This is a genomic window from Niastella koreensis GR20-10, from assembly GCF_000246855.1.
Taxonomy (GTDB): Bacteria; Bacteroidota; Bacteroidia; order Chitinophagales; family Chitinophagaceae; genus Niastella; species Niastella koreensis.
In genome coordinates, this window is record NC_016609.1 from 3,789,281 (window position 1) to 3,804,852 (window position 15,572).

At 45.4% G+C, this 15,572-nt stretch carries 11 protein-coding genes; 3 read left to right on the forward strand and 8 right to left on the reverse strand.

Annotation, left to right across the window (positions count from 1 at the left end):
• The first annotated feature begins 161 nt into the window (after positions 1-161).
• Positions 162-893, forward strand: coding sequence for a PrsW family intramembrane metalloprotease (locus tag NIAKO_RS14775; protein ID WP_014219252.1), 732 nt, complete (start codon positions 162-164; stop codon positions 891-893).
• Positions 894-954: 61 nt separating this feature from the next.
• Here NIAKO_RS14775 and NIAKO_RS14780 read toward each other — a convergent pair whose 3' ends face one another.
• Both NIAKO_RS14780 and NIAKO_RS14785 read right to left on the reverse strand, forming a co-directional pair.
• A complete protein-coding gene (locus tag NIAKO_RS14780) occupies positions 955-1,449 on the reverse strand; it encodes a GNAT family N-acetyltransferase (RefSeq protein ID WP_014219253.1) in 495 nt (164 codons plus the stop codon).
• Positions 1,450-1,594: 145 nt separating this feature from the next.
• Positions 1,595-2,371: a queuosine precursor transporter gene (locus NIAKO_RS14785; protein ID WP_014219254.1), complete on the reverse strand. Its 777-nt coding sequence runs from the start codon at positions 2,369-2,371 to the stop codon at positions 1,595-1,597.
• 348 nt (positions 2,372-2,719) lie between these two features.
• Between NIAKO_RS14785 and NIAKO_RS14795 the strand changes: the two genes are divergently transcribed.
• Both NIAKO_RS14795 and NIAKO_RS14800 read left to right on the forward strand, forming a co-directional pair.
• Positions 2,720-5,362 (forward strand): YfhO family protein, encoded by a 2,643-nt coding sequence (locus NIAKO_RS14795; RefSeq protein WP_014219256.1) that lies wholly within the window; start codon positions 2,720-2,722, stop codon positions 5,360-5,362.
• 53 nt (positions 5,363-5,415) lie between these two features.
• Positions 5,416-6,537, forward strand: coding sequence for a glycosyltransferase (locus NIAKO_RS14800; RefSeq protein ID WP_014219257.1), 1,122 nt, complete (start codon positions 5,416-5,418; stop codon positions 6,535-6,537).
• Between the two features lie 13 nt (positions 6,538-6,550).
• Here the strand turns inward: NIAKO_RS14800 and NIAKO_RS14805 are convergent, their stop codons facing one another.
• Genes NIAKO_RS14805 through NIAKO_RS14830 form a run of 6 tightly spaced genes read right to left on the reverse strand, consistent with a single transcriptional unit; the run spans position 6,551 to position 15,571 of the window.
• On the reverse strand, positions 6,551-7,300 hold the full coding sequence (locus NIAKO_RS14805) for a LytR/AlgR family response regulator transcription factor (RefSeq protein WP_014219258.1): 750 nt from the start codon (positions 7,298-7,300) through the stop codon (positions 6,551-6,553).
• A gap of 21 nt (positions 7,301-7,321) precedes the next feature.
• Positions 7,322-10,222 carry a sensor histidine kinase gene (locus NIAKO_RS14810; RefSeq protein ID WP_014219259.1) on the reverse strand — a complete coding sequence of 967 codons (2,901 nt, stop codon included), beginning with the start codon at positions 10,220-10,222 and terminating at the stop codon, positions 7,322-7,324.
• A gap of 26 nt (positions 10,223-10,248) precedes the next feature.
• Entirely contained in the window at positions 10,249-13,182 is a 2,934-nt protein-coding gene (locus NIAKO_RS14815) for a sensor histidine kinase (protein WP_014219260.1), read from the reverse strand.
• The gene (locus NIAKO_RS36775) at positions 13,142-14,092 is read right to left on the reverse strand and encodes a glycosyltransferase family 2 protein (RefSeq protein WP_014219261.1); all 951 of its coding nucleotides are present in this window, start codon (positions 14,090-14,092) and stop codon (positions 13,142-13,144) included. Before NIAKO_RS36775 ends, NIAKO_RS14815 begins: the two co-directional genes overlap by 41 nt.
• Positions 14,085-14,804 carry a class I SAM-dependent methyltransferase gene (locus NIAKO_RS36780; protein ID WP_014219262.1) on the reverse strand — a complete coding sequence of 240 codons (720 nt, stop codon included), beginning with the start codon at positions 14,802-14,804 and terminating at the stop codon, positions 14,085-14,087. Before NIAKO_RS36780 ends, NIAKO_RS36775 begins: the two co-directional genes overlap by 8 nt.
• The gene (locus tag NIAKO_RS14830; protein WP_014219263.1) at positions 14,801-15,571 is read right to left on the reverse strand and encodes a methyltransferase domain-containing protein; all 771 of its coding nucleotides are present in this window, start codon (positions 15,569-15,571) and stop codon (positions 14,801-14,803) included. Before NIAKO_RS14830 ends, NIAKO_RS36780 begins: the two co-directional genes overlap by 4 nt.
• Position 15,572: the final 1 nt, after the last annotated feature.

The following is a 15,572-nucleotide window of genomic DNA, read 5'->3' on the forward strand; positions in this document are numbered from 1 at the left end:
GGGAGACTTCTTACTTCATTCTTCCTTTATCAACTCCGTCAACTTTATCAACCCTATCAACCTCCTACTTTCTAAGCTTCTCCTTCCCCGTTAACCTGTCAACGTGTAAACTCGTCAACCCGTCAACTGGTCAACTCGTCAACTTTACTTATCTTACGCCCATGCTTTCGTTATTAGCTTTGGCTGTAGCGCCCGGCGCCGCTATCACTATCTATATCTATTCGCGGGATAAATATGACCGGGAGCCATTAAAGCCCCTGCTGATCTCTTTTTTGCTGGGTATGGTGGCCACTGCACCGGCCATTCTAATTCAAACCCTGTTAAAACCGGTACTGTTCACCCGGTTCCCCAACCCCGATTCCGATATTACTTATTATTTTTTATTGGCATTTATTATAGTGGCCTGCAGCGAAGAAGGCAGCAAGTATCTAATGCTGCGGTATTACGCCTATCGCAACGAGGCATTCAACGAGCCATTCGATGGCATTATTTATTCGGTAATGATCAGTATGGGTTTTGCCACCCTGGAGAATATCGGTTATGTATTGAATTATGGTTTTAAAACCGGGCTTATCCGCATGTTTGTGTCGGTTCCCTCGCATGCCGCATTTGCCGTATTGATCGGCTACCATGTTGGACTGGCCAAATTTGATGCGCCCAATGCCATCAAACATATTGTAAAAGGTATTCTGCTGGCCATTGTATTTCATGGCGCCTTCGATTTCTTTTTGCTGTTACAGGGCAGCCACCAGGCAAAAAAATATGTCAGCAACTGGCCGTTGATCGGCTGTGCACTGATTGCCTGGTTTATCGCAGTCCGCATGTCTGTAAGGTCCATCCGCCTGCACCAGGAGCTGTCGCGGAAGCAGCACATCAAAGAAGAAATTAGCTAATGAGATAATGTGCTGATCAGCTAATGGAAAACAAATACAAATCCACTGGCAGATTAGCCTATTATCCTAATGGCTTCTCCATAACATAATCTATCATAAAGTATCCGTTTCCAATATCCACATCCTCTTCTTTCTTAATTTCAAACCCAAGCTTTTCGTAAAAGAACCGGGCTTTGTTGTAACGATTTACATTCAATCGTAAGGTGTGAAACGACTGGGGTTTCAATTGGTCTATTATATGATCTACGAGCATTTTACCAAGTCCCTGGCCCTGGGTACTTTGGTGTACGTACAGTTTATGCAGTTTGCTTACACCGGGGGCTACGGTTGAATAAGCGGCAAAACCCACGGGTTTTCCATCCTGTTCAACCAGTAAAAACATATGATCCTGGTTTAGTAACTGGTCGCGCAGGGCTGTGTTGTTGTAAATAAGGTCAAGCATATAGGCCAGCTGTTGCGGCGGCACAATGCCATCATAGGCAACAGGCCATATTTCCCGCGCCAGCTGTTCAACAGTGGTAAGGTCGTTTTCGGTTGCGAGGCGAATCTTTATCATAAGGGGCAAAAGTAATGTGCAAATGTGAAAATCAGCAAATGAAATACAGAGCTGTCAGCTACTGTAAATGAAACAGCTCACGCGAAGCACTCACGTGAGCTGTATTTCATTATCACATTAGCACATTATCGAATTATCACATTGGTTATTCATTTTCGTGTCCCATGGCCGCCAACTTCATCTTCTTCGCCACATCATGTCCCAGGTATTTTTCAATTCTGCCTTCAATGAGGTACAAGGTGGGTGTAAGTATAATTGCTACCAGGAATTTGTAAGTATAGTTCATCATGCCAATAGCCAGGATCTGTTGCCAGGTAAATAAACCGGAGAAGGCAATAAACAATACAATGTAGCTGTCTACCAGCTGCGATACTACGGTAGAACCGGTGGCGCGCAGCCATACATATTTTTCGCCGGTGCGTTTCTTGATCTTATGAAACACTGTCACATCAACCAGCTGGCTTACCAGAAAGGCTACCAGGCTGCCGACAATGATGCGCATGCCCTGACCAAAGATGCCGCCAAACGCCACCTGCATATTATCGATGCCATTCTTTTTACCCATGCCAAGCCATACATCAGCAGGAGGAATACCAATGGCCATATAGTACATTAAAAAAGCGTAGGAAATTAAACATACCGCAATAAGACTGATCCTGCGTACCGCTTTTGGACCATAATATTCATTGATAATGTCGGTCATAACAAACTCCAGCGGCCACAATAAGACCCCGCAGGTAAGGGTAAATGCCAGTCCGGATTGCCCAAACATGGTAAAGTTCGCAGGAGGTACGCCCAGTAACTTTTCCAGTGAAAACAGTTTGGTGCCAATGCTTTCCGCAATAAGGGCATTGGCAACAAAAAAAGCTGTAAAAAAAACAAAGAGACGGGTCGGTTTATCCTTAATAATGGATTGGATCATTTTATAAAAAGTATTATCTGGGGAAATAAAAAAAGAAAATTAGTAATTATAAGCCACCCCGGGAAATGTTTCAATACCGGTTTACGTTGCAAAATAAGGGCAAGAATAAAGCCGTTTACCACCAGATTTAGCAGAAACGCTACCAAAATACCTAAAATCAGCACGAGGGATACCATATCGCCCGTTTGCCCTGTTTTAAGAATGGGATAAAAGCGCATGATCCATACCAATACAAAGCAGACATTACAAATAAAAGCCACCCGACTGAAAAATATTAAACTTTTCATATTAGACCTCAACTTGCTGTAAAATTGCATTATTTTGCCCAACTATTAATTATTTGCAATAATGAAGAAAACACTCTGGCAACAGGTAATGCCACATCTGGTATCCATTGCTATTTTTTTAGTGGTCGCCTTATTCTTTGCCAAGCCTGCCCTCGAAAGCGGCGTAGTGATGAAACAGGGCGATGTTACCAACTGGGAGGGCATGGTTCACCAGTCGAATATATGGAAAGAAACACATGGCCGCTGGCCTTTATGGACACCAGCCATGTATGCTGGTATGCCGGCTTACCAGATTGCCATGGATGGCCCCTGGACGCCATTGGGTGTTATAGATCTCGTATTGAAGCTGGGATTGCCCAAGCCAATAAACATGTTCTTCCTGGCCAGCATTTGTTTTTATTTCCTGTGCATTTGTTTGCGAATTCGGCCCTGGGTGGCTGTTATTGCCGGACTGGCATTTGCCTATAGTACCACCTTCCCTATTTATATCACGGCCGGTCACGATACCCAAATGCTGGCCCTGGCCTACGCACCGGCCGGCCTCGCAGGCGTTATTTTACTATTCGATAAAAAATATATTTCCGGTTTTATTGTCACGGCCCTGTTTACCGGTTTGCAGATAGCAGCCGGTCACCAGCAGATCACCTATTATATGTTCATGGTGATGGGCCTTATGGTATTGTTCTTCCTGGTACAGCACATCAGGGCTGGCAATGCCGTACCGGCGTTAAAAGCCATTGGCCTTTTAGCCGTGGGCTGTATCATAGGCATCATGGTAAATGCTGTTACGCTATTGACCGTATATGATTATTCAAAAGAATCGAAACGCAACGGCCAGCTGGTGATGGATAAACAAAACGCCAACGAGGTAGTAAGCGGCAATAAAACAACAGGCTTAAGTAAGGAATATGCATTTCAGTGGAGTTATGGCTGGCAGGAATCGCTGAGCCTCATGTTCCCTGGCGCACAGGGTTACGGCTCACACGGAGCAGAACGCGATGGCGAACAATTTATTTATCCCAAACTCACCGAGAACTCACATGTTGCCAAATTCCTGACCGAAAAATTAAATGTTCCGGAAGAGCAGGCCAGCAATATAGCGCTGCAACAAAGCGGCAGTTTATACTGGGGCGATCAACCCTTTACTGCAGGCCCTGTTTACCTGGGCGCTATTGTGTGTATGCTGTTCATTTTCGCCATGGTTTACCTGGATGATAAACACAAATGGTGGATCCTCACGGCCGCTGTCCTGGGCGTATTTATGGCCCTGGGCAAACACTTCCCCGGCTTCAACTATTTCCTGTTCGATCATCTTCCGTTTTATAATAAACTGCGGGTGCCTACCCTGGCGCTCGAAATGACCGGGCTGGTAATACCCATTGCCCTGGCGCTGGGTTTGGAAAAACTGACAGCCAACACGGCCATCGACATGAAAAAGCTGCAATTGGCCGCGCTTATTACCGGAGCCATCTTTGTAATCGCAGCTGCCATGTACTTCACCTCCGACTACAGCGTTGAAAATAAAAAGCGCACGGTGGCCATGACCCAGCTGATGAGTGGCGGCCCCAGGGCCAATATGCAAGCTTCAATGGATTCCATCAACGCGGCATACCCGGCCGAACAGGACAACCACATTTATGAGAACTTTTTATACATGGCCAAAGGCGATGCAGCTACCGCAAAAGGCCTGCTCACCGCTTTACGCGAAGACCGCCAGAGCGCTTTTGGCGCTACCATCTTACGCTCGCTGATCTTTGTGCTGCTGGCCATGGCTGCTATTTATCTTTTCGCCATTAAAAAGATCAATGCCGTGATTATGCTGGCCGCGGTAGGATTATTATCTACCATCGACCTGCTGACCATGGACAGCAACTACCTGAACAGTTTTAACTTTGGCAGCAAGGATAATTATGAGGCTTCCGAGTTTCCATTAACCCCTGCCGACCAGGCGATATTGAAGGACAAAGACCCCAACTTCAGGGTATTGAATACTACAGTGGGTGATCCGTTCGCCGGCGATTCCCGTACCTCTTATTATCACAAATCGATAGGTGGTTATCACCCAGCACGCTTGGGCATTTACGACGACCTGATGCAATATCAGCTGAGCGGCTCGCCCAACCTGAACGTGATAAACATGCTGAATACAAAATATGTTATCCAGCAAACACAACAAGGCGGCGCCGTGGCCGCACCAAACCCCAATGCATTAGGCAATGTATGGTTTGTAAAAAATGTAAAATTGGTAAATGGTCCCATTGAAGAAATGAAGGCCCTGAACAGTTTCAACCCGGCCGAAACAGCCGTCGTTGACAACAAGTTCAATTCGCAAATCGCCGGCTGGCAGCCTGCCGACAGCAGTTCCGGCGCTACCATTAAACAAACCGCTTTCGATTTCGAGAACGTTAAATACGAAAGCAACAGCAATGCGCCGCACCTGGCCGTGTTCAGTGAAATCTTCTATAAAGACTGGCACGCCTACATCGATGGCAAAGAAGCGCCCATTGCCAAGGCAGACTATGTGTTGCGGACCCTGTTAATACCTGCCGGCAAACATGCCATCGAATTCAGGTTTGAACCGAAAATGTATAACACCGGCAGCACGATTACAAGCATTGGCGGCTGGATCATTATGCTGCTTTTACTGACCTTCATCGGTCAGTTGGTTTGGCCCATGATCAATAAAAAGAAAACTGTAGCATAAGCAAACTATAAATAAAACCAGTTGCTCCTGTAAGGGCAACTGGTTTCTTTTTTATGAACGCAAAACAGGTACAACTTGCTTCCCTGGTCTCTTATAAGATCTTTCCCCCGGTAATGGGCGGACAAAGGGCTGTTGCTTTATACTGCAAATACATCGCAAGGCATGTACGGTTTATGATCATTACTACCAGTAATAACGATCCGGCAGCAGCAGATGGTTACGAGGTTTTACCTGTTTGGAATAACTCCCCGCTCCGCTACATGAATCTTTTCAAATTCTTTACCATCCGGTCTGTGATCCGGCGGCAACAAATCACCCACCTGCAGTTGGAACATCCGTATTTCGGCTGGCTGGGACTGTTGTTAAAGTGGTTTACGGGTGTGCGGTTGGTAGTGCGCTCACACAATATTGAAGGCTTGCGCTGGAAAATGATGGGCAAATGGTGGTGGAAGATCCTGTGGCAATACGAAAAATATGTACACCGGCAGGCAGACTATAATTTCTTTATTACGGACGATGACCGCCGGTATGCCATTGAACATTTTAAATTACTACCACAGCGGTGTTTGCTCATTACCTATGGTATTGAATGGAATACCCCACCTGCAGCCAATGAAAAAGAAGCGGCCAGGAAAATATTGTTGTCAAAACATGCCATCCCCGCGGACCATTGTATTTTATTATTCAACGGGGCCTTTAATTATAAACCCAACCTCGATGCGCTGGAACGCATAATTAACGAGGTGTACCCGGCCTTACAAAAAAACAGTTCCTTTACATACACCATCCTCATTTGCGGTAAAGACATTCCACCAGCTGTCAGTAAGTTAAACCTGCCCAATTTTACTATTGCCGGTTTTGTTGATGACATTACCACCTACCTCAAAGGCGCCGATATTTTTTTAAATCCCATTACAGAAGGCGGCGGTATAAAAACAAAGCTGGTAGAAGCACTGGGGTATAATATGAGTGCGGTTTCTACCAGCCATGGCGCTATAGGTATCGATGCAGCTATCTGCAACGGCAAGCTGCAGATCACAGATAATATCTCAACTGATTTTGCTGAAAAAATAATACAACTGGCTGCTTACAAAGCCAATATTCCCCCTGCTTTTTTTGATGAATTTTACTGGGACAATATTGCACAAAAAGCAGCCCGCTTCATAGCAAATTGAGCAGCCGCGGGGTTTATTTGATCCCGAACCGCGCCAGAAATTCATCTTTGCGGCGGGTAGCCACTTCAATCAATACACTGTCACTCATTTCTATCACCCCACCCCTTCCCCGGTGGTATTTCTTCACAAAGTTCAGGTTTATGATGTGCGAGTTATGGATGCGGAAGAACAGATCGGGCGGCAGTATTTCTTCGTACTCCTTAATAATGCGCGATGAAACGTATTTCTGGTTATCGGTGGCATGCACATAAGTATAACCACCTTTGGCCTCAAAGCGAATGATCTCCGACAACTGAATAAATACCAGCCCATCGTTATTGGGCAGGGCAATCTTTTGCAGCGACGAATTAGGTCTGTTGATGTTGAACATCAGGTTTTGCAGCTGCACGTTGATGTTCTTTACCCTGATCCTGTCTTTTGCCTTTTGCACCGCCATTTTTAATTCGTCGATGCTTACAGGCTTTAACAGGTAATCGAGCGCACTGTATTTAAAGGCCTTTAAAGTATATGCATCAAATGCGGTAATAAAAATAATTTCAAAGTCAATGGGCATTATTTTGTCAAGCAGGTCAAAAGCATTCCCATGCGGCATTTCAATATCCAGGAATACCAGGTCAGGACGGGTTTCAGCAATCAGCGGCATGGCTGTTTCGGCACTTACGGCTTCCCCGATGATACGTACGTCGGGACAGCTTTCGTTGAGCAGTCCATTCAGGATCCGGATGTTTTTTGGTTCGTCGTCTACGATTAGTGCGTTAATCATACGGCAAAGAAAATGAATATATTATAATACCGGAAAATAGATTGTCACCCTTGTACCCAAGGAATTGTGAAAATTATCTTCCAGGTCATCTATCCACATGCGGATTTTCTGCGCATGCTCGCGGTTGAACATTTCTATCCTGTCGGCAGTTAAGGATAAACCCTTAGACTGGTAATTGATGGGCGACACGCTTTTATACTGCATGGCCGCCTTTCGGCCAATGCCATTATCTTCCAGGATGCATACCAGGTAATCGCCTTCGCGTTTTACGGATATAGTCACAACACCGTTTTTGTCTTTCCTGAAACGCAGGCCGTGACGTACGCTGTTCTCCACAAACGGTTGCAAAATCATGGGCGGGATGTAATAATCGGTAAGGTCATCAACCGATTTGTCGATATCCACTACCCAGGAAAAAGCGTCTTCCAGCCGTGTTTTTTCAATATCCAGGTAATTCGTCAGGTAATCCAGCTCTTCTTCCAGCCTGATCTCGGGCCGGGAAGAAAAATCAAGTGTTTGCCTGATAAGCCGGGAGAACCCTGAAATGAATTTATTAGCGCCCGCCACATCGGCGTCCATTACATATTGCTGAATAGAGTTGAGGCTGTTAAAAATAAAATGCGGGTTCATCTGCGCTTTGCGGCTCAATTGCTCCAGCTCATTGATCCGTTTAGTGGTAGCCGTTTTTTCCCGCTCCCTTTTTCTAACGCGTTGAACGATGAGCCAAACCACAAAACCCGTAAAGGTCAGGAACAACAGCCCGCATAATATCTGGAACCAGGTTCTTTCGTACAACAGTTTATCTATGGTAAACCTGGTCATCAGGATCTTGCTGCATACCCCGAATTTATTGATGGCCTGGATCTGCAAACCATAATCGCCCGAAGGTAATGCGGGGTAATTCAAAAACGTTTCCCTGGTTTCGTGCCACGCACTGTCCAACCCCAGCAGCCGGTACCGGTAACGGATATCACCGTTCGATTTATAGGAGATCCCCACATAATTCAACTGGATATTATTTTTTTCATGGGGAATAAGGGAGGGCGCATCGCCCGGATAATACCCTTTTCCGCCCACAGTAACATCTACGATCCGGAGGTCGCAATGTGACTGGCTGGTCATTCTATCCTCATCAAAAATGGTAAGACCTTCGGGTGTTCCTAAAAATACCTTCGCGCCCGTTACATACACGCAGTTGATGATATCTGAAGACAGCCCGTCGTTGGTGGTATATTTCTCTATGGGATAACCCGGTTGCAGTACCTGCACTTTGCTTAATCCTTTATCGGTGCCTACCCATAAATGACCGTTTTCCATAAAAACCGCGCGGCAAATGTTGCTGCTAAGTCCATCCCGCCAGGTAATATGTTTAACGATCTGGTTATTCTTCCACCCAATCAACCCTTCGCCCAACGTAGCCACCCAGATCACATGATTGGAATCTTCGGTGATGCCCGATACCCTGCTTTGAAAAAGCCTGCTGTATTCGCCCATGTATTCACTCCTTTTATCAGGATGGATGCGATACAGCCCCTTGAGCGTTCCGAGATAAATCGTATCATTATTTGAAAATATACTGGTGGCCCGCTCATCCCAGATTGTATCGGTCACTTTAAAACTAACCGGGTCTACTTTCACCACATTTACATCAGTACCAACCAGGATGGAACCTTTATACCCGCACATTGCCTTAACAGAAACGAACCGGATAATCTTGGTATAATGCTTCAAATCGGGCGATAGCGTCGCCAGGAAATTCTTACCACCCAAAAACATGTCATTTCCCGAATTGCCGTCCATAAATACGGGGGCCGTAAAGTTCAGGATAGTAGAAGTGTATCCCTCCAGCTTTCCTGTTTTTGCAGAGAGTTTAAGGAGCTGGTTCATTTTGCCGGCTGCCAATATCCAGCCTTTATATCGTCCCATGGCCAGGATCTGGTAATCGTGCTGATCTTTTACAACTGACCGCAAATTCAGTACTACGGCAGAGTTCAGCCGGTACACCCCTTTCCCGATTGTACTGAACCACCAGTTGCCTTCAGAATCTTTAAACATATTGGACACCGTTATGCCAGGAAGGTATTGCGTAATACTGTCGGGTTTGCTCAGGTCATATACAAAAGCACCTGCAAGCGTGCAGGCAGCCACATGATCAACATCGGGCATTGCCATATTGATGAAAACATCTATAAGCCGATTCGGATATTGAAGGGTTTGATTGCCCTGTGGTGTAATAACGGAAAAATGGAGCGAATTTTTCCGCCATACCATGCTTTCCTGGCTAAACGCCGAATAATTGAAATGCCACACCTCGTATTGAGCAGAACGCCATAAAGTAAACCGGTTATTTTTCAAAATATAAAATCCATTATCCAGCAACACCAGGAAGCCGCCGTCTTTCCACCTGGCGATCGATGAAATATAACCAAAGGGTTTGCCGTTGATAGTTGTAAAAGCCGTGATCTGCCCGTTGGTATGGATAAGATGGAAGCCTGATTTTTCCTGCAGTAAAATATTTCCATCGCGGTCTTCGGCAAATCGTATTACATTCTCCGGCAAATGCAGCCTTCTTAACGTAGAATCGTTCTCGCTGTTGTAAATGGTGCCTTTATAATAATAGCAAACGGTTTTCCGGAACGGTGACAGCCAAACCCGGCCTTTTGAATCGGCAAACAACTGAATGATCTCGTTATCGGGCAGCCCGTCTTCCTGGCCAAAGTTCTTAAAATGCGTGCCATCGAACCGGCTTAAACCCGTTTCGGTAGCAAACCATAAAAAACCTTCCTTATCCTGGGTAATATTGTAAACGGTTGAACCGGCGAGGCCGTCCTTGCTATCATAATGGGTATAGCTGTACTCCTGGCTGTAAATAAACAGCGGACAAAAAAGAAGGATAAAAGCCAGGAATAAATTACAGTTCATTGGAACATTAAAAATATGATATTGAATTATAAAACAGGAAAACTTATGGTAACCCTTGTTCCTAACGCATTTTGCCTGTCATCTTCCAGGTCATCAATTTGCATAGTGATCTTTTGCGCATGTTCCTGGTTGAACATGGTAATCCGGTCGGCCGTCAGCGACAATCCTTTCGACTGATAATTGATGGGCGAAATGCTTTTATACTGCATGGCGGCCTTTCTGCCCACCCCATTATCTTCCAGTATGCACTCCAGGTGATCGCCCACCCGTTTTACCGAAATGGTTACCACCCCGTTCTTATCTTTCCGAAAACGGAGGCCATGCCGCACACTGTTTTCTACAAACGGCTGCAATATCATGGGTGGAATATAATATTCTGCCGGATCTACCGCCTTATCAACCTGCACCACCCAGTCAAAAGCACCTTCCAGCCGTGTTTTTTCAATATCCAGGTAATTCGTCAGGTAATCCAGCTCTTCTTCCAGCGTTATTTCCGGTTTTGAAGAGAAGTCGAGCGTTTGCCTGATCAACCGCGAAAAGCCGGAAATAAATTTATTAGCCCCCGTTACATCGGCATCCATTACATATTGTTGAATGGAGTTTAAGCTGTTGAAAATAAAGTGCGGGTTCATTTGCGCCTTTCGCGACAATTGTTCCAGGTCGTTGATGCGTTTTATAAAGGCGGATTTTTCCTGCTCGCGTTTTCTGAAACGCCTGATGATCAGCCACACCGTCAATCCGGTGATGGCCAGGAACAGGGACCCGAGCAAAACCTGGAACCAGGTTTTCTCGATCAATAGCTTTTCAATGGTAAACGCACGGGTAAGCAGCCGGCTGCTTACGTCAAATTTATTGATGGCCTGCAATTGCAGGATATAATTACCTGAAGGTAAGGTGGGATAGGTTAAACTGGTTTCCCGGGTCTCATTCCAGTTACTATCCAGCCCCAGCAACCGGTACCGGTAACGGATATCGCCATTCGATTTGAACGAAATGCCCACATAATTAAACTGGAGATTATTTTGTGCATGAGGTATATGAACCGGCCCCTCACCCGCATCATAGGTTTTACCGCCTATTGCAATATCAGTGAACAACAGGTCGCACCGGGAATGGCTAAATATCTTCCCTTCATCAAAACAGGTAATGCCTTCCGGTGTTCCTGCAAACACTTTATTATTCTCCACGTATATGGTATTGATAATATCGGAAGCCAGTCCATCACCGGTGGTGTATTTTATGACCGGGTGACCGGTTCGCGCCAGGTTCACCTTGTTCAATCCTTTATCGGTACCCACCCACAGAAAATCACCATTGCTGTACAAAGCACGGCAAACATTGCTTGTTAACCCGTTATGCCGGTTTAAGAGGGCCGTTATACGGCCGTTCTTATAACCTATAAGACCATCACCATAAGTTCCTGCCCACAAAACCCCGGCAGCATCCTGGCAAATGGCGGTTATACGGGCTTTTAAAGCAGGCAGTTTTTCGCCCAGGAACCTGATTGACTTATCGGGCATGTAACAATACAACCCGTTTAATGTGCCAATATAAACGGTATCGTGACTGGCAAATACAGCAGTTGACCGGGCATGCCACACGGTGTCTTTTATTTTAAATGTTTGGGGATCGATCACAAACACGTTTTGATTGGTAGCAACAAATACCTGATCACTTGTAAAAAAAAGGTTCTTTACAGCAACATGATGAAAGCAATCCACACGTTTAAAATGCGCCTTTAACAGATACATATAGGACTCGGATCCCACCACGATATATTCGTCGTTATAAACACTTATAGCACTCACCACGGCGCCCCCCCTGCCACACAGGGGTATCTTTTCATTTTTAAGTGTTCCCGTTGTTCTGTTCAACAGATACAATTCATTCAACTCGGTGCCTGCAAGAATAGTATTCCTGTAAGGCGCCAATGCAAAAACCTGGGAAAATATATTATTCCGCCTGATCCTGATATTTAAAACAGAGGACGAGCTTAATTTGAATAACCCATGCCCCAGTGTAGAAAGCCAGAGATTTCCTTCTGAATCCCTGAACATTTTACTTACTGATAACCCTGGCAAAAAATGATAGGCGCTATCGGGCCGGTTTATATTGTACATGTATGCGCCGTTCCTTGTTGATACCCCCACATGCTCCTCATCTATCAAATTAACACTATTATGAATACTCTGAAATGGGAAAGTTATCGTTTGTTCCTTATTGAATGAGATCCACGCGGCGCGGGCGCTGTCCCTGCGCCAGATCATAGATCCCGCATTTATTGAAAAAGACAGGGGGTGGCTGGAATAGGCGGAAATCGTTTTTATTAACCGGAAATCTTTATTGATGAGATCATACACCCTTGTATCGTCCACTACTCTAAATCCATTATCGGCGCGGCCACAGATAGCATTAATACCAACCGCAGGCTTCGCCTGAATTGAATCAATGACAGTAACCTGGCCATTTACCTCAACCAGGTGCATTTTTTTCCTTTCCTGCATAAGAATATTACCCGCCTTATCTTCTGCAAAACCTAATACATTATCGTCAATGCGCAGGCGCTTTAAAACAGGATCGCTGGCCGGCGTATAGATCTTTCCTTTATAATAATAACAAACATATTTTTTGAATGGGGCTATCCATACCCGGCCCTTTGAATCGGCAAACACCTGAATGATCTCATTATCAGGCAACCCGTCTTCCCGGGTGAAATTTTTAAAATGGGTGCCATCGAACCGGCTTAATCCGTTTTCGGTACCTAACCATAAAAAACCGTCCTTATCCTGCGCCATGGAATATACTGTAACCCCGGCCAGCCCGTCTTTACTGTCGTAATGGGTATAGCCGTACTCCTGCGCAGAAACAGAATAGGTATACAGAAGAATAATTACTATCGGGAATAAACTATATTTCACCTTACGGCCGAAGTTGGTTACGGTGTAAACAATAATGCACAAACATACTGATCTTGGAAAACAAACCATTGTTCAATACAAACCGCGGCAGCCTGTTTTGCCAGCGGATCATAGAACCGATCACCTGATGTATGGGACCTGAATAACCCGATTCGCGGATCTCCTGCTCGAATCTGATCTCCAGGTTACGCATCAACCGCCACCAGGCATCATACACCAGCATGTTTTTCAGGACAGTAATGCCTGTCTTGCCCAGCAGGTAAAAGTTTTCAGGTATTTCAACCGGCCGCTTTCTAAAACAATCCTGGGTTACCTGGTGCTCACCCATGCCCACATTCACCAGCACTTCCGGGATGAATACTGCTGTGGTGGTTTTTAAATAGCGAATATAAAAATCGATATCAACCACCCACTTTACCCTGTTATCATAAAAGAACGTTTTATCATTGCGGTGCAGCACCACGCTGGGAGGCCCCACCATATTGCCCGAAAACAGCACGGCGGGTTGTTTCAATAATTCTTTATAGTAGAAGGAATTGATAGCTACGTCTTTCGTACGGCCGCTGCCGATCCAGTTATTCCGGTAGGCGCAAAAAAAGAAAGCGGCATTGGGATGGGCCTCAATGGCATCGGCAAACCGTTGCAAACTGTTTTCGGTGGCCAGCCAGTCATCGTCGTGGATCATTTTTATCCATTTACCCTGTGCCAGGCGCATGCCTTCATTCCAGTTTTCCGGCGTTCCCAATGTCACCGCATTACGGGAATAACGTAAGTGAAGTAATTGCTGGAATTGAACACATACATTTTTAACCGAATCATCGGGACTGTCGTCGGTGACCACCACTTCAAAATTCCTGAAGGTTTGAACGGTCAGGGAATTGAGCAGGCGTTCTAAAAAGTCGATGTGCTTATATGCGGGTATACAAATTGAAATTAATACTGGATCAGACATTTTTTACCTTCCTGGCTATGATAACATAGTTTAATGTTAATAGTTCATCATGGTACTTTTTGTCAAGCCAAAGCCCCACGCGGTTTAACAACGCAGTAAACCGAAGATTAACAAAGATGCCTTTTGCAATACGGATCCACCATTTCCTTTTTTTGAATGTAGAATAGACCATATTGATATTCATCTGGAAAATAGCTGCCCATTTGCCGCCATTCGCCTTTATTTCAATTACCTCGAACCCATTTTGCTCAAACATTGCCTTCAGCCCGTATTTTGAATACCGGTAGAAATCGTAGGGTTCTTCATGTAGTTCCCAGCAAAAAGGGGCAGATACGATGATCAGCCCATCGGGTTGCATAACCCGGTTGGCTTCCTGCAGCATTTTAAAAGGGTCGCCAACATGTTCTATTACCTGTGTAGAGAATACCGTGTCGAATTGCGCATCGGGAAACGCCAGGGCCGTAGCCTCACAAATAACATCTACTTTGTGCTTATCGCTTTGCGCCACATCGCAGCCCACGTAGCCCGTGATACGGTCTTTAAAGAAAACCTCATAGGGCTTGTTACCGCAACCAATGTCCAGCACCCGGCCACGGGCATATTTACCAATGGCCACCTGCAGGTCCCGGATCAGGTAATGCATTACGATATAATCCGCCCTGTTCCGGTTCAGGTTCACATCACTGAGCCTGGACAGTCCTTCCTCCCTCATATGCTTTTTTTATTAAACATTTTCCGGAAGCGGACCTTTACGGGATATAAACGATAGCGAACATACCCGATCCACGTTTTCATCCTGTTCAACCGTTCTTCCTTTACTCCGAACAAAGTGGGATGGATCCGCAGCAGATAGTCGGGTTTGGTATTTTCGTACGCCGCTTTCAATTGCGGGTATTGGGAAAGGCTGTCTTTATGAATGAACAGCAACATGTTTTGTTTATACCACCAGTCCACCTTTTCCATATTCCAGATCAATGGACGCACATAGTCAACCGGAACAAAGCCAAACTTTTCAAACAACCTGCTCCAGTATTCCGGCATTTGTTCATTGATGTGATAGGTACCCTCCTGGCCAACAATAGCGGCAGAGAACAACACCACATTGCTTAACGAAGTAAGTGACTTCACAAATTGTTCGGCATGACTGGCGGGTAAATGTTCCGCTACCTCCAGCGACATGGCCAGGTCAAATTTCCGGTTAAGTTGTACCGGTTCTTTTAAGTCCTGAAACTGAACAAAGGCCGGGTCTATCTTTAACATGGCCGGGGTTACATACGGCCCTTCAACACCCATCACCTCCTTAACATGCTGCTCTTCCTTCCAAACCTTTAACCAGTACCCCACGCCACACCCAATATCAACTACAGAGGCGGGATGGAATACATTGGCAATAACAGGTAATATTCGCTGAGCGCTCAGAAAAGAACCATCCTGCTGATCTAAATAAAAATCGGTGTTATAATATTTTGATTCTATCATA